This window comes from Streptomyces sp. NPDC047042, assembly GCF_040644035.1.
In the GTDB taxonomy this organism is placed as follows: domain Bacteria; phylum Actinomycetota; class Actinomycetes; order Streptomycetales; family Streptomycetaceae; genus Streptomyces.
Genome location: NZ_JBEYVP010000011.1, coordinates 55,027 through 73,865 on the forward strand (window position 1 = coordinate 55,027; position 18,839 = coordinate 73,865).

Below are 18,839 nucleotides of genomic sequence, written 5' to 3' on the forward strand. Positions count from 1 at the left end.
AGGGATGTGCTGAAGTGACCCGTTCCAGATGTACGGCCGTACTCGTCGCCGTGCTCGCCATGGTGGTCGCCCTCCTGGTGGCGACGCCGCCCGCGTCCGCCGCCGTCACGTTCTCCTCGACGGGCGTGAACCAGAACGGCGGCAACTGCCTCGACCTGCCCGGCGGTTCGACGACCAACGCCACCCAGTTGCGGGCGTTCACCTGCAACTCCGGGGCCAACCAGAACTTCGGCTACACCCCGGTCGCCGGGACGTCCGACACGTACACGATCACCACGCAGTCCGGGCAGTGCGTCGATGTCTACGGGGCGTCGACGGCGGACAACGCCACGATCATCCAGTGGCCGTGCCACAGCGGAACGAACCAGCAGTGGCGGCTCGTTCCCGTGACGGTCTCCGGCACCGACAGGACGTTCAACCTGGTGTCCGTCAGCTCGGGCAAGTGCGTGACACCCAGCGGCGGTTCGTCCGCGTCGAACACCAACCTCGTGCAACTCCCGTGTGCCACCGCGAACGGCAGGGTGTGGCGGCTGCCCGGCTTCACCAGCGGCGGCGGCACGGGCACGCACACCTTCACCAACCCGCTGTCCCAGCACGGGCCCGACCCCTGGCTGACGTACTACGACGGCTACTACTACCTCGCCACGACCACCTGGAACTCGACGGTCACCATGCGCAAGGCGAGCACTCTCGCCGGGCTCGCCACGGCCGCCGACCAGGTGATCTTCAACCTGACCCGGCCCAACGGGGCCGGCACGATGTGGGCCCCGGAGTTCCATCTGCTCGACGGCCCCAACGGCAAGCGCTGGTACTTCTACTACACGGCCGGACGTGAGCCGTACGACCTGGGCACCCAGCGCATCCATGTGCTGGAGAGCGCGGGCCTGGACCCCATGGGGCCCTACAGCTTCAAGGCCGACCTGCTCGACCCGACCCAGGACAACACCTGGGAACTCGACCCGGGCATCCTCCAGTTGAACGGTCAGCTCTATCTGCTCGGCACCTTCTACAACGGCTCGCAGCCCATGTTCATCCGGCCCCTGTCCAACCCGTGGACGGCGAGCGGCACCCGCCGGGTGCTGTCCACCCCGACCCTGAGCTGGGAGACGGTCGGCGGCGCGGTCAACGAGGGCGCCGAGGTGCTCCAGCGGAACGGGAAGACGTTCATCGTCTACTCGGCCAGCCACTGCTCCACGCCCGACTACAAACTGGGGATGCTGACGTACAACGGCACCGGCGACCCGCTCAACTCCTCGTCCTGGGTCAAGTCCCCGAACCCGGTGTTCCAGCGGTCCAACGCCAACGGTGTGTACGGGCCGGGCCACAACGGGTTCTTCAAGTCGCCCGACGGCACGGAGGACTGGATCGTCTACCACGCCAACAGCTCCGCTTCCGGCGGCTGCGACATGAACCGCACCACCCGGGCACAGAAGTTCACCTGGAACGCCGACGGCACACCGAACTTCGGTACGCCGGTGGCACTCGGCGTCACACTGACCGCGCCTTCGGGCGAGTAACGGCCTTCTCGGAAGCCTGAGTCGCAGTACCGGTCGGTGCGCAGGCCGACGGTTCGGGAACCACGACCTCCCGGACCGTCGGCTTGCGGATGAGGAGCAGCGCCGCGTCGTCGTGGAGCCGGCCGCCCACATGTGCCAGCAGTTCGTCGTGGAGCGCGTCGAGGGTACGGGAGGGGTCGTCACCGGCGTGGCGGGCCAGTCCTTCGTGCAGCGGGTAGAAGGCGCGGCCCCGGTCGCGGGCCTCGGTGACTCCGTCGGTGTACAGCAGGAGCTGGTCGCCGTCGGTGAAGGGCAGCACCTGGAGGTCGGGGGTGTGCCCGGTCAGGGCGCGCAGCCCGAGGGGCGGGGCCGGATGGGTGGGCTCCACGGCCGAGAGGGCGCCGGAGGCGCGCACCAGCAGCGGAGGCGCGTGTCCGCAGTTCACCACTTCCAGCTGCCCGGACCTCGGGTACCCGGCGACGACAGCGGTGACGAAGTCGTCCGCGCCGAGGTTGCGGGCGAGGCTCCGTTCGATCCGGTCGACGACACCGAGAAGATCGGGCTCGTCGTAGGCGGCCTCCCTGAAGACCCCGAGGACCAGCGCCGCGATCCCCACGGCCGGCAGTCCCTTGCCGCGCACATCGCCGACGATCAGTCTCACCCCGTACGGCGTGGGTATCAACGCGTACAGATCACCCCCGATCCTGGCCTCGGCCGCGGCCGCGCTGTAGCGGACGGCCACCTGGAAGGGGCCGACCGTCGCCGGGACAGGGCTGAGCAGTGCGTGCTGGGCGGTCTCCGCGACCGAGCGGACGGCGGCGAGCACCCGCTCCCGGCGTCCGCGCAGCGCGCTGGCCAGCCCGCTCGCCAGGGTGACGGCGACCAGGGCGGACAGTACGGCGGCCAGTTCCGGGGTCGGTATGCCGTCCCAGTGTCCGAGGGCCGCGCCGAGCACCCCGGCGAGGAGGCCCACGCCGAGGACACCGCGCGGCCCGTTGGTCGTGGCGGCCAGCGCCGGCCCGGCGACGAGCAGCGGCAGCCAGTTCGTCCCCGCTCCGCCGAGGAGGTCGCCCAGGACCACGGCGGAGACGATCAGGACGGGCAGCAGGGACACGCGGTTCCTGAACACTCGTGTCCGTCGATGGTCTCGACCATGGTGTCGGGCCTGACTCATGTTCCGTCCGCAGTCCTCGCCTGTGTCCGGGAGTGAACCCCCGAAATGCCGGTTTCGTCCAGGTGTCCAGGAAACGCGATCAGCCGGGGCCGCTACAAGAAGCGGATTTTCAGATAGTGAGCGAGAGACTCCTGGTCACCCGGTCCGCGATCGGAAGCAGCCGCGCCCTGATCTCCGGCAGCCGGGCGAGCCGGTCGGCGGGCAGGGAGACGCCGAGCGAGCCGATCGTGTCGCCCCGGTAGACGGGGACGGCGACACAGACCGTGCCGAGGGAGTACTCCTCCAGGTCCGTGACGGCCGGGGCCACGGGTGAGGAGTCGATGCGCCGGAGCAGTTCCAGCCGGCTGGTGATCGTTCTCGGGGTGAGGTCGTTGAGGTGGTGGCGGGAGAGATAGTCGTCGCGGGAGGTGCCGTCCAGCTCGCGCAGGACGGTCTTGCCCAGCGCGGTGGCGTGGCCCGCGTCCTCGAAGCCCACCCACAGGTCGACGCGGGGCGCCCGGGGGCCGTCGACGATCTCGGCGACCCGGATCTCGCCCTCCTCGTAGAAGGTGAGGTAGGCGGCGGTCGCCAGCTCGTCCCGCAGCGCGGCGAGCGTGGGACGGACCCGGCTCAGCAGCGCCTGCCCGCCTCCCGAGACCTGCAGCGACCCCAGTTTCTCCCCCAGGATGAACCCGCCGTCGTCCAGTTTCCGCAGGTAGCCGTCGTGGACCAGGGTTCGCAGCAGGTGGTAGGCGGTGGCCAGCGGCAGCCCCGTCTCCCGGGCCAGCAGCTTCGCCGGCGCCCCGTTCTCATGCGCGCTCACCGCCTCCAGCAGCCGGAAGGCCCGCTGGACGGAGGTGATCAGCGTGGGGCCGTCGTGCGCAGCCATAGGACCAGGGTGCGCCCGGCACCCGGCGCGGGCAAGGCGTGAGGGGTCCTGGAGCGTGGGGACGGTATCGGGTCGGCCCCGGTCACCGCACGCCCTGTCTCCGGTATCCCGAACGGTTGTACTGCTTCCAGTTGCTCTGCGTCACCATCCCCCGGCCTTTCGCCAGATCCTGCACCACCGCCTCCCAGCCCGGGTCGTCCAGCGGCTCGTAGCCGGCGCGGACGTACTCGACGAAGGTCCACCAGTTCTCGGGGCCCGGCGTGCTGCCTCCCAGCGCGTTGACGTGGTTGGTCTGCAGGTCGGAGGGCCGGGACGGACCGGGCATCCGGCGGCCCAACACCAAAGCGTCCTCTTTTCGCAACGCGGCCAGTCGTTGGGGAATGTCGCCCGAGCTGAAGCTGTGCGGATGGAGTCGCAGGGCCGGCCGGACCACTGCGAGGAGTTCCGGCTCGGAGTGCGGACCGAGCCCGATGGTGTGGTCGAAAACCCGGCGCAGCCTTTCGCAGATCGCCTCGCTGAGGTACTTGGAGAACCAGTAGGCGTCGCCTTCGAAGTACTGCCGGTCGACACCGATCCCCACCGCGTCGGTGTCGTACACCAGCCAGAAATCGAGGCTTTCGAGGCCGTGGCTCTCCGACTGGCGGAGGTAGCAGGCACGGAGTCGGCCGAGCGGCAGGTGTTCGACCCGTTTGCGGCGCCACGGCGTCCCGCGTCGGACGATGGTCAACGACCGGCCGTCGAATGCGAAGGTCCACCCCGCGTACCGCATGACCATCGAATCAGACATCTGTTCACTTTACCGACGGCAGCCGAGACGGCACAGCCCAACTGCGGTGTGGAAAAGCCGTGTTGCTGTCAGGTGGACGGCCGGTCATCCCGCGACCGCGGCGGCGCCGTGCTCTGTCGCAGCACCAGCCTCGTCGGCACCAGCGTCGTGCCGTGTTCCGTCGCGTCGTGTCTCATCTGTCGCAGCACGCCCTCCACACACAGCCGACCCACCTCGGCGAAGTCCTGGTGCACGGTGGTGAGCGGCGGCAGGAACGAACCCGCCTCCGGGATGTCGTCGAAGCCGATCACACTGACGTCCTCCGGCACCTTGCGGCCGCTCTCGTGCAGCGCCCGCAGCAGCCCCAGCGCCATCTGGTCGTTGGCCACGAACACCGCCGTGCAGTCCGGCAGTTCAGCGATCCGCAGACCGGCGTGATAGCCGGACTCCGCCGACCAGTCACCGCGCACCAGAGGCGGCGCGGTCCGTCCGGCCGCATGGAGTTCGGCGCGCCAGGCGTCGGTGCGGCGCTGCGCGGCGTACGAGCCCTCGGGACCGGCCAGATGCCAGACCGTGCGGTGGCCGAGGTCCAGGAGGTGCCGTACGGCGGTCCTGGTGCCGCCCGCCTGGTCGGTGTCGACCACGGTGTAGCGGTCACCCGCGTCGGAGTCGGCGACGACCACCTGGACGTGCGGCGGCATGGAGAGGGTCGAGTCGTCGAGGAGGTGCACCTCGAGGATGACGATGACCGCGTCGACGGCGAGTTCACCGAGCCGCGAGAAGGCTCCGCGCACCTCGTCCTGCGTCGGCACGGCGACCGGCAGCAGGGTGACCGAGTACCCCTCGTGGGCGGCCGAGGTGGCGATCGCCTCCAGCGTGCGGACGTTTCCCGTGGTGGACAGGCCGAAGGTGATGACGCCGATGGTGCGGAACTCACCGCGTTTGAGGGCCCGGGCGGCACTGTTGGGCCGATAGCCCAGCTCCTTCATCGCCGCGAGGACCTGCCGGCGGGTCTCCTCGTTGACGCCCGGGAAGCCGTTGGACACCCGGGAGACGGTCTGCGAGGACACTCCGGCGACCCTGGCGACGTCCGCCATGGAGGCACTCTGCGTACGACGGGCGGCCCGTTTCCTGGTGCGCGCCCGTGCCCGCGCCGGATCCGCCGAGGTGCCGTCAGCTGTGTCCACCCGTCAATCCTCGCTCTCGGTCCACCAATGCGCCCGACGACTCTTGACCTTCGTCAGGGGAGCGGTGTAGACATGCCGCCATCAGATGTTTACGTAAACATAACAGCCCGTGACCTCTTGTGGGGGTTTCCGCGAGCAGGAATGTTTACGCAAACATCGGGGCGGCGGCGGACCAGCGCCGGTTCGAGACGGACGAGCGAGGCACGACAATGACAACCCTAGAACCGCCGGTGGCCGTCAAACGCGCCCCGGCCCGGCCCGCGGCGAAGAGGGACCGCCGCTCATGGACGGGATGGGGGTTCATAGGCCCGTTCGTGGCGGTGTTCGCCCTCGTGTTCCTGGCCCCCATCGGATACTCGATCTACCTCAGCCTCTTCAGGGACCAGCTGATCGGCGGCACGAGTTTCGTCGGCCTGGACAACTACACCCAGGCCCTGAAGGACGACCAGTTCTGGGCCTCCCTGGGCCGGGTGTCGCTCTTCCTGGCCGTCCAGGTGCCGATCATGCTGGGCATCGCCCTGCTGATCGCCCTGGCCCTGGACAGCGGACGCCTCTACGGCAAGGACTTCTTCCGCATCGCGATCTTCCTGCCGTACGCCGTGCCCGCCGTGGTCGCCACCCTGATGTGGGGCTTCATGTACGGCACCAAGTACGGGCTGGTGGGTGACATCAACAGCGCGTTCGACGTGACCCTGCCCGACCCGCTCTCCAGCGGCCTGGTCCTGGCGTCGATCGGCAACATCGTCACCTGGGAGTTCATCGGCTACAACATGCTGATCTTCTACTCCGCGCTGCGGGTCATCCCGCTCTCGCTCTACGAGGCCGCGGAGATCGACGGCGCCGGGCAGTTCCGCGTCATCACCGCCATCAAGCTCCCCGCGATCCGCGGTGCCCTCGTCATCGCGACGATCTTCTCGATCATCGGCAGCTTCCAGCTCTTCAACGAGCCGGCCATCCTGCGGCCCCTGGCGCGCAACGCCATCACGACCGACTTCACCCCGAACTTCTACACGTACTCGCTGTCCTTCAACGGCCAGCAGCACAACTACTCCGCGGCGGTCGCCATCATCATGGGGCTGATCACCATGGTCATCGCCTATGTCGTGCAGCTCCGCGGCATGCGCAAGGGAGCGTGAACCATGAGCAGCTCCGTCACCACCACCTCCCCGTCCGCATCCGCGCCGGCCGACGGCGGCTCCAAGAGCGCGCCCAAGCTGCGCGTCGGCCGTAAGCACACGCCTGGCCGCCCCAAGCGCAGCATCCTGCTGACCGTGCTCACCGGGCTGATCCTGGTCTACACGGTCGTGCCCCTGATCTGGCTGGTCATCAGCGCCACCAAGACCCAGGACGGGCTGGCCAATTCGTCCGGCATGTGGTTCAGCGACGACTTCGCCCTCTGGTCCAACATCCACGACACGTTCACGTACCACGACGGCATCTTCGTCCGCTGGCTGCTGAACACCCTGCTGTACGTCGTGCTCGGCGCCGGCGGTGCCACGCTGCTGGCGATCCTCGGCGGCTACGCGCTGGCGAAGTTCACCTTCCCCGGGAAGCGCGCCGTGTTCGCCGTGGTCATCGGTGCCGTCGCCGTCCCCGGTACGGCCCTGGCGGTGCCCACCTTCCTGATGTTCAGCAAGATGGGCCTGACCGACACCCCGTGGGCGGTGATCATCCCCTCGCTCGTGTCGCCCTTCGGTCTGTACCTGATGTGGGTCTTCGCGACCGAGGCCATCCCCACCGAACTGATGGAGGCGGCCCGTATCGACGGAGCGGGCGAGGTGCGCACCTTCTTCCAGGTCGCCCTGCCGCTGCTCGCCCCCGGCACCGTGACCGTCCTGCTGTTCACCACGGTCGCGACCTGGAACAACTACTTCCTGCCGCTGATCATGCTCAAGGACCCGGACTGGTATCCGCTGACCCTGGGTCTGGACGCCTGGAACTCCCAGGCCCAGACGATCGGCGGCGACGTCGTCTTCAACCTGGTGATCACCGGATCCCTGCTCACGATCATCCCGCTGATCGCCGCGTTCCTGCTGCTCCAGAAGTACTGGCAGTCCGGCCTCGCCGCCGGAAGTGTCAAGGAGTGACACCCCTCAAGGCCCCACAAACCCCCCTCGGCTTCACCGCGTTTCAACCCTCACCAGTCCCACCCACGAAGAAGTGGAAGCATCTCGATGCGTAGAACCACCGGCCGCCTGATGCGCGGCATAACCCTGCTCTCCGTCCTCGCCCTCGGCGCGACCGCCTGCGGTGGCTCCGACGACGACAGCTCGGACCAGAAGGCCGTCTCCGCCGCGGACATCCAGGCTGCTCTCCAGAAGGGCGGCACGGTCAACGTGTGGGCCTGGGAGCCCACGCTGAAGTCGGTCGCCGCCAACTTCGAGAAGAAGTACCCCAAGGTCAAGATCAACCTGGTGGCCGACCGGTCCGGCGACAAGCACTACACCGCCCTGTCGAACGCCATCGCGGCCAAGAAGGGTGTCCCGGACGTCGCGCAGGTCGAGTACTTCGCGCTGAGCCAGTACTCCCTCACCAAGGGCCTGACCGACCTGGCCCCCTACGGCGCCGACAAGCTCAAGGCCAAGTACACGCCCGGCCCGTGGAACGCCGTGAACGACGGTGACAAGGTCTACGGCCTGCCGATGGACTCGGGCCCGATGGCGATGTTCTACAACAAGACGGTCTTCGACAAGTACAAGATCGCCGTCCCGACCACGTGGGACGAGTACGTCGAGGCCGCGCGCAAGCTGCACAAGGCCGACCCGAAGGTCTACATCGCCAACGACGCCGGCGACGCGGGCTTCACCACCAGCATGCTGTGGCAGGCCGGTTCGCGCCCCTACAAGGTCGACGGCACCAAGGTGACGATCAACTTCGAGGACGCGGGCGCCAAGAAGTACACGGACACCTGGCAGAAGCTCATCGACGAGAAGCTCGTCTCGCCGATCAACGGCTGGACCGACGACTGGTACAAGGGCCTGGGCGACGGCACCATCGCCACCCTGACCACCGGTGCCTGGATGCCCGCCAACTTCGTCACCGGTGTCCCGAACGCGTCCGGTCAGTGGCGCGCGGCCCCGATGCCGGCCTGGACCAAGGGCGACAAGGCGAGCGCGGAGAACGGCGGCAGCTCGCTGACCCTGCCCGAGCTCGGCAAGAACAAGGAGCTCGCCTACGCGTTCGTCGAGTACGCGAACGCCGGTGACGGTGTGCAGACCCGCGTCGACGAGGGTGCCTTCCCCGCGACCACCGCTCAGCTCCAGGACCCGGCGTTCCTGAGCAAGAAGTTCGACTACTTCGGTGGCCAGGAGGCGAACAAGATCTTCGCCGACTCCGCCGCGAACGTCGCCAGCGACTGGTCGTACCTGCCCTTCCAGCAGTACGCCAACTCGATCTTCAACGACACCGTCGGCAAGGCCTACGTCTCCAGCGAGAAGCTGGCCGCCGGTCTGAAGGCCTGGCAGGACGCCTCCGTCAAGTACGGCACGGAGCAGGGCTTCACCGTCGAGAAGTAACAGCTGGGCAGTAACAGCCGAGGAGCGGCCGGACAGCGTCAACGCCGGCCGCTCCTCGTACCCCCCGTACCTGGAAGGACCACCATGACCTCCGCCTCCCCGTCCCGTCTGCCGTACGGGCCGGACGGTGACTCCGCGCCCCGTCTCGCGTACGGCGCCGACTACAACCCCGAGCAGTGGCCTCGGGAGGTGTGGGAGGAGGACGTACGGCTGATGCGCGAGGCCGGTGTCAACATCGTCTCGGTGGGGATCTTCTCCTGGGCCCGTATCCAGCCGGACGCGGACACCTGGGACTTCGGCTGGCTCGACGAGGTCATGGACCTGCTCCACGAGGGCGGGATCGGTGTCGACCTGGCCACCGCGACCGCGTCCCCGCCGCCGTGGCTCACCACCGCGCACCCGGAGATCCTTCCGGTGACCTCCACCGGCGAGACGGTCTGGCCGGGCGCGCGCCAGCACTGGCGCCCCACGTCACCCGTCTTCCGCAGCCACGCGCTCGGTCTGGTCCGGAAGATGGCGGAACGATACGCCAACCATCCGGCCCTGGTGGCCTGGCACATCTCCAACGAGCTGGGCTGCCACAACATCTACGACTTCTCGGACGACGCGGCCCGCGCCTTCCGCGACTGGCTGCGCGCCCGCTACACCACCCTGGACGCCCTCAACCACGCCTGGGGCACAGCATTTTGGTCGCAGCGCTACAGCGACTGGGCGCAGATCCTGCCGCCCCGGCTGGCCGGCTCGCACCCGAACCCGACCCAGCAGCTGGACTTCAAGCGGTTCTCCTCGGACGCGCTGAAGGACTACCTGGTCGCGGAGCGGGACATCCTGCGCGAGTACACGCCCGAGGTGCCGATCACCACCAACTTCATGGTGATGGGCGGCACGAAGGGCATGAACTACCCCGACTGGGCCGGCGAGATCGACTTCGTCTCCAACGACCACTACGTCCACCCGGGCCCGCAGGACCGCGACGAGCTGTCCTTCTCCGCCAGCCTGACCAGCGGTATCGCGGCCGGCCGGCCGTGGTTCCTGATGGAGCACTCCACCAGCGCGGTCAACTGGCAGCACGTCAACGTGGCGAAGCGGCCCGGCGAGCTGGCCCGCGACTCGCTGCTGCACGTCGCGCACGGCGCCGACGCCGTCTGCTTCTTCCAGTGGCGCCAGTCGGCGGCCGGCGCCGAGAAGTACCACTCCGCGATGGTGCCGCACGCCGGCGCCGACAGCGAGGTCTTCCGCGCGGTGGCCGCCCTCGGCCAGACCCTCAAGGACCTGGCGCCGATCACGGGCTCCGAGCGCGAACCGGCCCGCGTCGGCATCGTGTTCGACTGGGACTCCTGGTGGGCCAGCGAGCAGGACTCGCACCCCACCGCCCTGCTCGACTACCGCCAGGAGGGGCTGAACTGGTACTCGGCGCTCCTCTCCCTCGGCATCCGCGCCGACGTCGTCACCACGCGCACCGAGTTCAGCCGCTACGACGTGCTGATCACCCCGGTCCTGCACATGGTCCCGGCGACCCTCGCCAAGGAGCTGACCCGGTACGCGGAGACCGGCGGCCACCTGATCACCACGTACTTCTCCGGTGTCGTCGACGAGAACGACCACATCTGGCTCGGCGGCTACCCCGGCGCCCTGCGCGAGCTGCTCGGCATCCGCGTCGAGGAGTTCGGCCCGCTGCTCGAGGGCGAGTCCGTCGAGGTGGACGGCGGCGGTACGGGCACGGTGTGGACCGACCGGATCGACGTGACCGACCCCGAGGTCGAGATCCTCGCCCACTACCGCTCCGGCGCGTACGCGGGCCGCCCGGCGGTCACCCGCCGTACGACGGGCACCGGTTCGGCGTCGTACGTCTCCACGCGCCTCGGCGCCGACGGCCTCGCGGCGCTGCTGCCGGGGCTGCTCGCGCCGGCCGGGGTCGACAGCGAACTGCCCGAACCCGCCCGTGGGCGCGTCGAGTTGACCGTACGGCAGGGCGGCGACAGCCGGTTCCTGTTCCTGGTGAACCGGAGCGAGGAGGAGGTGCCGCTGCCCGGCCTCGACGGAGAGCGCCTGTCCGGCGGTACCGACGCCGACGGTGTTCTCGTCCTCGCGCCGAGGGAAGTCGCCGTACTGCGCACGCCCGCCCTCTGACGGGCACCTCGCACCACCCCTGAACTCCCCTGATCCAAGGGGCACACCGTCGTGCCCCGTCCGTGCGCACCCGCGTACGGTGCGGGCACGGCGGTCCACCGCAGCGACCACATCCGAGTTGGGAGCACACGTTGGCACGCCGTACCCGCACACGACACCTTCTGGGTGTCGTAGGCATCACCGCTCTGGCCACTTCGGCCGCCCTGGTCAGCGCGCCTTCACCGGACGCACAGGCGGCTGTCGAGGCAGCGGCCTCGTCCGTCACGGTCACCCCCGATCCCTCGTACAAGCAGGAGAGTTTCGAGGGCTGGGGCACCAGTCTGGTCTGGTTCGCCAACGCGACCGGCGACTACCCCCCGGCGATCCGCGAGAAGCTCGCGAAGCTGCTGTTCGGCGACGACGGTCTGGCGCTGAACATCGCCCGTTACAACATCGGCGGCGGCAACGCCCCCGATGTGAAGAACTACCTGCGGGCCGGCGGGGCCGTCGAGGGCTGGTGGAAGGCGCCCGCGGGCACCACCCGCACGGACACCGACTGGTGGAGCGCCGACGACGCGGCCGACTGGAACCCGAACGCGGACCACACCCAGCGCTGGTGGGTGGACCGCATCAAGAAGGACATCACCCACTGGGAGACGTTCAGCAACTCGCCGCCCTGGTTCATGACGGAGAGCGGCTATGTCTCCGGCGGCTTCAACGCCAACACCGACCAGCTGAAGGCCGATTCGGTCGACGACTTCGCCGCCTACCTCGCGGGGGCGACGAAGCGGCTGGAGAAGGCCGAGGGCATCAAGGTCGACACCGTCGACCCGTTCAACGAGCCCAACACCGGCTACTGGGGCACCAAACTGGGTGCGGACGGGCAGCCCGTCGGCGGCCGGCAGGAGGGCGCCCACATCGGCCCCGCGCTCCAGCAGAAGGTGCTCGCCGCGCTGGCGCCCGCCCTGAAGAAGGCCAAGGTCAAGTCCGAGATCTCGGCGATGGACGAGACCAACCCGTCCATCTTCGCGAACAACTGGAACTCCTACTCGCAGGAGTCCAAGGACCTCGTCGACCAGATGAACGTCCACACCTACGGCACCGGGCAGCGCACCACCGTGCGCGACCTCGCCAAGGCGGCCGACAAGCCGCTGTGGATGAGCGAGGTCGAGGGCGACTGGGGCGACGGGCAGAGCTTCACGGACATGCGTCCGGGGCTCGGTCTCGCCCAGCAGATCGTCAACGACCTGCGTGAACTGGAGCCCAAGGCCTGGGTGTTCTGGCAGCCGGTCGAGGACTACGACAACATGAAGCCCGGCGGCGAGTCCGCCAAGGGCGGCAACTGGGGCAGCATCCAGCTGTCGTTCAGCTGCAAGTCGACGGACACGCTGGCGTCCTGCCCGATCTACACGAACACCAAGTTCGACACCGCCCGCAACTTCACGCACTTCATCAAGCCGGGCGACAAGCTGATCAAGGTGGACGACACCTCCAGCGCCGCCGCCGTGACCAAGGACGGCAAGGGCGCCTCGCTCGTCCACGTCAACAGCACCACCGCGGCCCGTGAGGTCACCATCGACCTCTCCAAGTTCCGCACCATCAAGGGCAACGCGACCGTCACGCCGACCGTGACCAGCGCCGACGGCAAGCTCAAGCAGCAGGCCCCGGTCAAGGTCGTCGACGGCAAGGCCACGTACACCGTCCCCGCGCAGTCCGTGACCTCCTTCGCCGTCAAGGGCGTCTCGGGTGTCGCGAAGAACGCCGGCCTGTTCAGCAAGGGCCACTCCTACACGCTGACCGGCGTGCAGAGCGGCAAGGCGGTCACCGTCGCCGCGAACGGCACGAGCCTGGTCATCGGCTCGGCCAACGGCACGGTCGCGCAGAACTGGCAGCTCGTCGCCCGGCACGGCGACAAGGGCGCCCGCCAGCGGTACGTCTTCGCCAACCCGGCCGAGGACAAGCGACTGGCCGTCCGCGACAACGTGCCCGTGGTGGAGCCCGACACGGGCAAGCGGGACCCGGCCACCGAGTGGATCATGTCGACCACCGGTGACGGGACGTGGACGCTGATCAACGTGGCCACCGGCCGTCTTCTGGAGGTCGGCGGCCAGGCGACCAACGAGGGCGCCGCCGTCACCACCTGGATCGCCAACTCCGGCTCGAACCAGCGCTGGAGGGTCACGGACGTGACCGCCAAGAAGTGATCGGGTAGTACGTCTCCCCGAAGGCCGCTTCTCCGCGCACCCCGGCACCCGGGCCGCGGAGAGGCGGCCTTCGCCGTGCCCGGCCCGTCCGACGCGCCCGTCCGACGCGCCCGTCCGACGCGGCCCTTCGACGCGGCCCTTCGACGCGGCCCGCAACCCTCTCGCAACGTCCCGCGCGGTCCACTGGGGCGGTGATGATGCCCGAGGAGATCCCGCGCGTCGAACTGACGCCGGCCGCCGCCGACCTGCTGCGGCGGCTGTACGCGACGCACGGCCCGCTGATGTTCCACCAGTCCGGCGGCTGCTGTGACGGCAGCGCGCCCATGTGCTATCCGGCGGGCGAGTTCCGGACCGGCGGCTCCGACATCCTGCTCGCCGAACTGGTGGTCGAGGGTGTCGTCGAATCGGTGCCGTTCTGGATGTCGCGCAGCCAGTTCGAGGTGTGGAGCCACACCCGGCTGATCGTGGACGTCGTACCGGGGAGGGGCAGTGGCTTCTCGCTGGAGGCACCCGAAGGAGTGCGCTTCCTGATCCGTTCCCGTGTAGTCAACTCCTAGCCTTCCGCGCGCCCCCGGCGCAGCTCATCGTCATCTGGTGTGCTCCCCCAGCGCCCTGCAACAGTTGACGGGACATCAGGGGGGCTGAATGCGTGGCAGCGGACGGTTCGGAACAGGGGGATCCGCGGTCTCGGCCGTCGCGGTGATCGCGACGGTGGCCGGCGCGACCCTGACAGGGGCGGCACCCGCAGGCGGCGCCTCGAGAGCCGCCGGGATCGGGCCCGGTGTCCGCTACGCCCAGTTCGACATCAGGGCGGCCAAGGGGACGACCCACGCCCATCTGCTGAGCGTCGACCTCGGCCACGCGCGCGTCAGGGTCAACCTCCTCCACCCGGGTGCGGTGGCAGCACGAGCCGCCGTCTCCCGGATGAGCGACGCACACGGGGCCGTCGCGGCTGTCAACGGCGACTTCTTCAACATCAGCGAGACACAGCATCCCGGGGTCGCGGCCACGGGGGCGCCCGTCGGCCCGGCGATCGCGAGCGGCGCGGTGCTCAAGGCGGCGGCGCCGAACGGTCAGCGCTTCGGGCCGTCGATGCCACCCGGCGTCACCACCACGGCCGTCCTCGGGGTGGGCACCGACAGAAGGGCCCGGCTGGACAACCTCGCCCTGTCGGGCAGCGTCAGTACGCCGGTGGGGAGCTTCGCGCTCGGCGGGCTCAACCAGTACGCGCTGCCGTTGGGTTCCGTCGGCGCCTTCACCCAGGCCTGGGGCAGCGTCTCCCGCCAGCGGGCGGTGTGCGGCACGGACACGGACCGGGGCGCCGCGTGCGGCACGGACGCCTACGAGGTGACCGTGCGGCGCGGCAGGGTCGTACGGATGGCGGAGTCCGCCGGCAGCGGCGCCATCGCCGCCGACACCACGGTGCTGCTGGGCCGGGAAGCGGGCGCGCGGCAGCTGCGGAAGCTGTACGTCGGCGCGAAGGTCAAGATCAAGAGCCGTCTCGTGGCGGCCAGGAGCCGGGTCCCGTACCGCTTCGCTCTCGGCGGGTATCCGGTGCTGAGGGACGGTCGGCCACTGGCCGGCCTCGACACCGACACCTCCGCCGTGCGCACCGCCGTCGGCATCGCGGACGGCGGGCGCAGACTGCTGCTGCTCGCGGTGGACGGTGCGCCCGATCACCGAAGCGGCCTGACCGTCTCCGAAGTCGCGGCCACCATGCGGAAGTTGGGCTCGGTGGACGCCTTCAACCTGGACGGCGGCGGTTCCACGACCCTCGTCGCCAGAGCGCCCGGCGCGAGCAGGGTCACCGTCCGCAACCATCCGACCGGCGGCGCCGAACGGCCCGTCCCGAACGCGATCGGGGTCTTCCTGACGTCCTGACTTCCTGACTTCCTGACGTCCTGCTTCTCAGGGTTTCAGACTGCTGACGATGTCCGCGGTCGCGGTGAGCCCGCTGTGGATCGTCGGCGCCACGTTCGTGCTCGCCAGATAGAACCCGAGCAGGACACAGACCACGGCGTGACTGGGCTTCAGCGCTCCGTTGCGCAGGAAGACCACCGCCAGGATCAGGAGCAGCACCACCACAGAGATGGAAATGGCCATCGTCAACCTCCTCCGCCACGTCCACTTCGCGGCTTTCGGCCGCAAGTGTGGCGTAGCGGAGGGTTCGTCCGTGCGGCTGACATGACGGCCGAACGTGTGGTGTCGCGTGACTCGTGACTACGGGGACGCCATGCGTCAGGGGGCGCGCAGATCGACCAGTTCGGCCAGTGCCTCCCGGTGGGCGCCCGCCGTGCCATAGGCGATGGAGTCGGCCTTCGCCCGCTTCAGGTACAGGTGGACCGGGTGCTCCCACGTCATACCGATACCGCCGTGCAGTTGCAGCGCCTCCTCGGCCGCCCGGACGGCGACAGGGGCCGCGTAGGCCTGGGCGACGGCGACCGCCACATCGGCGTCGACCCCGTTCGCCAGGGCGTCGGCCGCGTTGCGCGCGGCGGCTCGCAGGCTGACGACCTCCAGCCACAGCTGGGCGAGCCGGTGCTTGAGCGCCTGGAAACCGCCGACGGGCCGGTTGAACTGCTTGCGCTCCTTGAGATGACGTACCGTCTCGGTCAACGTCCATTCCGCGAGGCCGAGTTGCTCGGAGGCGAGCAGTCCGGCTCCGGCCCGCAGGGCCCGGCGTACGGCGGGTTCGGCGTCGCCGAGAAGGCGGCACGGCGCCCCGTCCAGGGCGACCTTCGCCACCGGCCGGGTCAGGTCGAGGGACACCTGCGGGGTGACGGTGGCCGCGGCGGCGTCCACCGCGTACAGGCCGCCGTCGTCGGCGGGCACCAGCAGGACGTCGGCTACGGCCGCGTCCGCGATACCGGTCAACTCCCCGTGCAGACCGCCGTCTTCGAACCGTACGACGGGGTAGGCGCTCCCGGCGGGAACGTTCAGCGGGACCGCGAGGGCGCCGATCGTCGTCGCGGACGCCAGCTGTGACAGCAGCTCGTCGGCCCCGCACTCCAGCAGCGCCTCGGTGGCGACGACGGCACTGGTGAGATACGGGACGGGCGCGACCGCACGACCCAACTCCTCGAGTACGACGGCGACTTCCCGGTGTGTGGCGCCCTGACCGTCCAGCGCCTCGGGGACGAGCAAGCCCGCGAGGCCCATCCCCTCGGCGAGGGCCTTCCACAGCGGGATGTCGTGCGGGGTGTCCGACTCGACGCGGGCGATCACACCCGCCGCCTCGCAGTGGTCGGCCAGCAGATCGCGGACGGCCGCGCGGAGGGCGTCCTCCTCCTCCGAGTACAACAGGTCGGGCTGGGTGCTCATCGGGCGAGGTCCTTCCAGGCGACGTCCTTGTCGGTGCGCGGTTCGCTGGGCAGGCCCAGGACGCGTTCGGCGACGATGTTCAGCAGGACCTCGCTGGTCCCGCCCTCGATGCTGTTGCCCTTGGAACGGAGGTAGCGGTAACCGGCGTCACGGCCGACGAAGTCCACCAGTTCCGGCCGACGCATGGTCCAGTCCTCGTACAACAGGCCTTCCTCGCCGAGGAGTTCGACCTCGAGGCCGCTGATCTCCTGGTTGAGGCGGGCGAAGGACAGCTTCATGCCGGCGCCCTCGGGGCCGGGCTGGCCGACGGCGAGCTGCTGGCGCAGCCGCTCCCCCGCGAGCCGGGCGACCTCGGCCTCGACCCACAGCTTGAGCAGGCGCTGATGCAGGTCGTGGGTGCGCAGCTCCGGGCGCTCGCGCCAGGTCTTCGTGACCGGGCCGATCATGCCGCCCTCGCGGGGCAGCCGCATGCCGCCGATGGCCACGCGCTCGTTGTTCAGGGTGGTCTGCGCGACCCGCCAGCCGTCGCCGACCTCACCGAGCCGGTGGGCGTCCGGGATGCGGACGTCGGTCAGGAAGACCTCGTTGAACTCGGCCTCGCCGGTGACCTGACGCAGCGGCCGTACCTCCACGCCGGGGTCGGTCATGTCGCAGACGAAGTAGGTGATGCCCTTGTGCTTGGGCACGTCCGGATCGGTGCGGGCGATGAGGATGGCCCAGCGGGCGAGATGGGCGCTGGACGTCCACACCTTCTGCCCGTTGACGACCCAGCCGTCCCCGGAGCGGACGGCCCGGGTGCCCAGCGCGGCCAGGTCGGAGCCGGCCCCCGGCTCGGAGAAGAGCTGGCACCAGACCTCCTCCCCCACCCACAGCGGCCGCAGGAACTGCCGCTTCTGCTCCTCCGTACCGAAGCGGAGGATGGTCGGGGCGGCCATGCCCAGGCCGATGCCGATGCGCCGGGGGTCGTTGTCGGGAGCGCCCGCGGCCTCCAGCTCGGCGTCCACGACGGCCTGGAGGGCGCGCGGCGCGCCGAGCCCGCCCAGCCCTTCCGGGTAGTGCACCCAGGCGAGACCGGCGTCGAAGCGGGCCTTGAGGAAGTCGAGCCGGTCGGTGGTGGCGGGCGGCTGCGCGGCCAGCAACTCCCGTGTCCGGCGGACGAGTTCAGCGGCGTCGGTCATGCGGCGGCTCCGTTCTCCAGCGAGGGCAGCACGGCGACCCGTCCGGTGGTGACCCCGTCGGCGACACGCTGCACGGCGGCCGAGGCCCCGCTCAGCGGCACGCGCTCGCTCACCAGCGGCCGAATCGCGCCCTGAGCGGCCAGCTCGGTGAGCTGCTCGTGGCAGTGCTGGACCAGCTTCGGGTTCTTGGTGTTGTAGAGGCCCCAGTGCAGTCCGAGGATCGAGTAGTTCTTCACGAGGGCGTGGTTGAGGCCGGGGCTGGGAATGGTCCCGCTCGCGAACCCGACGACCACGATCCGCCCCTCGAAGGCGACGGCCTTGGCGGACTGGGTGTAGGCCTCCCCGCCGACGGGGTCGTAGATCACGTCGGCGCCACGCCCGCCGGTGGCCTCCTTCACCGCCCCGACGACGTTCTCCGTACGCCGGTCGATGACGACGTCGCAGCCCAACTCCCGTGCCACGGACACCTTTTCGGCCCCGCCGACCACTCCGATGACGGTGGCTCCGGCGGCCTTTCCGAGCTGTACGGCCGCGCTGCCGACCCCGCCGGCGGCGGCGTGCACGAGCAGTGTCTCGCCGGCCTGCAGGGCAGCCCGCCGGTGCAGTCCGAACCAGCCCGTCTGGTAGCCGATGAGCAGGGCGGCGGCCTCGGCGTCGTCCAGCGCCTCGGGGGCCGTGAACAGTCCCCGGGAGTCGGCCACGACGTACTCGGCGAAACCGCCGTACGGCAGCGCGGGGTTGGCGATCACCCGGCGTCCGCCCTCGGTCTCGCCGCAGATCTCGACGCCGGGGGTGAACGGCAGCGGCGGCCTGACCTGGTACTCCCCACGGCACATCAGCACGTCCGGGAAGTTGATGTTCGCGGCCCGCACCTTCAGCAGCACCTGGCCCTCGCCGGGCACCGGCCGCTCCACCTCGCCGAGGACCATCACCTCGCCCGGCTCACCGTTCTGGTGCACTTGCCATGCCTGCATGGGGGGCCTCCACGGGACTGCGTTCGCTTGTTCACCTGACCGGACTC

At 69.7% G+C, this 18,839-nt stretch carries 16 protein-coding genes; 8 read left to right on the forward strand and 8 right to left on the reverse strand.

Translation table 11 applies throughout. The features are described 5' to 3' along the window. Positions 1-14 precede the first annotated feature (14 nt). The gene (locus ABZ855_RS14630; protein ID WP_360806420.1) at positions 15-1,517 is read left to right on the forward strand and encodes a family 43 glycosylhydrolase; all 1,503 of its coding nucleotides are present in this window, start codon (positions 15-17) and stop codon (positions 1,515-1,517) included. Here ABZ855_RS14630 and ABZ855_RS14635 read toward each other — a convergent pair. The 4 genes from ABZ855_RS14635 to ABZ855_RS14650 all read right to left on the reverse strand — a co-directional run bounded on the left by ABZ855_RS14635 (position 1,489) and on the right by ABZ855_RS14650 (position 5,401). Then, positions 1,489-2,670: a PP2C family protein-serine/threonine phosphatase gene (locus ABZ855_RS14635; protein WP_360806423.1), complete on the reverse strand. Its 1,182-nt coding sequence runs from the start codon at positions 2,668-2,670 to the stop codon at positions 1,489-1,491. The two genes, ABZ855_RS14630 and ABZ855_RS14635, sit on opposite strands and share 29 nt — an antisense overlap. Before the next feature lie 109 nt (positions 2,671-2,779). Further along, positions 2,780-3,538 (reverse strand): IclR family transcriptional regulator C-terminal domain-containing protein, encoded by a 759-nt coding sequence (locus ABZ855_RS14640; protein ID WP_360806426.1) that lies wholly within the window; start codon positions 3,536-3,538, stop codon positions 2,780-2,782. A gap of 82 nt (positions 3,539-3,620) precedes the next feature. After that, positions 3,621-4,325: a hypothetical protein gene (locus ABZ855_RS14645; protein ID WP_360806429.1), complete on the reverse strand. Its 705-nt coding sequence runs from the start codon at positions 4,323-4,325 to the stop codon at positions 3,621-3,623. Between the two features lie 68 nt (positions 4,326-4,393). Then, positions 4,394-5,401, reverse strand: a complete 1,008-nt coding sequence (locus tag ABZ855_RS14650; RefSeq protein WP_360806922.1) for a LacI family DNA-binding transcriptional regulator — start codon at positions 5,399-5,401, stop codon at positions 4,394-4,396. Positions 5,402-5,700: 299 nt separating this feature from the next. Between ABZ855_RS14650 and ABZ855_RS14655 the strand changes: the two genes are divergently transcribed. The 7 genes from ABZ855_RS14655 to ABZ855_RS14685 all read left to right on the forward strand — a co-directional run bounded on the left by ABZ855_RS14655 (position 5,701) and on the right by ABZ855_RS14685 (position 15,200). Next, the gene (locus ABZ855_RS14655) at positions 5,701-6,627 is read left to right on the forward strand and encodes a sugar ABC transporter permease (RefSeq protein ID WP_360806432.1); all 927 of its coding nucleotides are present in this window, start codon (positions 5,701-5,703) and stop codon (positions 6,625-6,627) included. A gap of 3 nt (positions 6,628-6,630) precedes the next feature. Beyond that, positions 6,631-7,578, forward strand: a complete 948-nt coding sequence (locus ABZ855_RS14660) for a carbohydrate ABC transporter permease (protein ID WP_360806435.1) — start codon at positions 6,631-6,633, stop codon at positions 7,576-7,578. Between the two features lie 87 nt (positions 7,579-7,665). Then, complete coding sequence (locus tag ABZ855_RS14665) at positions 7,666-9,006, forward strand: sugar ABC transporter substrate-binding protein (RefSeq protein WP_360806438.1); 1,341 nt, start codon at positions 7,666-7,668, stop codon at positions 9,004-9,006. Between the two features lie 84 nt (positions 9,007-9,090). Further along, positions 9,091-11,136 (forward strand): beta-galactosidase, encoded by a 2,046-nt coding sequence (locus ABZ855_RS14670; protein WP_360806441.1) that lies wholly within the window; start codon positions 9,091-9,093, stop codon positions 11,134-11,136. Between the two features lie 131 nt (positions 11,137-11,267). Further along, positions 11,268-13,319, forward strand: coding sequence for a glycoside hydrolase (locus ABZ855_RS14675; RefSeq protein WP_360806444.1), 2,052 nt, complete (start codon positions 11,268-11,270; stop codon positions 13,317-13,319). Between the two features lie 197 nt (positions 13,320-13,516). Then, positions 13,517-13,876, forward strand: coding sequence for a DUF779 domain-containing protein (locus tag ABZ855_RS14680; RefSeq protein WP_360806924.1), 360 nt, complete (start codon positions 13,517-13,519; stop codon positions 13,874-13,876). Between the two features lie 88 nt (positions 13,877-13,964). Then, complete coding sequence (locus tag ABZ855_RS14685) at positions 13,965-15,200, forward strand: phosphodiester glycosidase family protein (RefSeq protein WP_360806447.1); 1,236 nt, start codon at positions 13,965-13,967, stop codon at positions 15,198-15,200. Between the two features lie 27 nt (positions 15,201-15,227). Here ABZ855_RS14685 and ABZ855_RS14690 read toward each other — a convergent pair whose 3' ends face one another. The 4 genes from ABZ855_RS14690 to ABZ855_RS14705 all read right to left on the reverse strand — a co-directional run bounded on the left by ABZ855_RS14690 (position 15,228) and on the right by ABZ855_RS14705 (position 18,792). After that, positions 15,228-15,422 carry a hypothetical protein gene (locus tag ABZ855_RS14690; protein WP_319098300.1) on the reverse strand — a complete coding sequence of 65 codons (195 nt, stop codon included), beginning with the start codon at positions 15,420-15,422 and terminating at the stop codon, positions 15,228-15,230. A gap of 135 nt (positions 15,423-15,557) precedes the next feature. Continuing rightward, positions 15,558-16,640, reverse strand: coding sequence for an acyl-CoA dehydrogenase family protein (locus ABZ855_RS14695; protein ID WP_360806451.1), 1,083 nt, complete (start codon positions 16,638-16,640; stop codon positions 15,558-15,560). Next, entirely contained in the window at positions 16,637-17,818 is a 1,182-nt protein-coding gene (locus ABZ855_RS14700) for an acyl-CoA dehydrogenase family protein (protein ID WP_360806454.1), read from the reverse strand. The genes ABZ855_RS14695 and ABZ855_RS14700 overlap by 4 nt, the downstream gene beginning before the upstream one ends. Further along, positions 17,815-18,792, reverse strand: coding sequence for an NADPH:quinone oxidoreductase family protein (locus tag ABZ855_RS14705; protein WP_360806457.1), 978 nt, complete (start codon positions 18,790-18,792; stop codon positions 17,815-17,817). Before ABZ855_RS14705 ends, ABZ855_RS14700 begins: the two co-directional genes overlap by 4 nt. Positions 18,793-18,839: the final 47 nt, after the last annotated feature.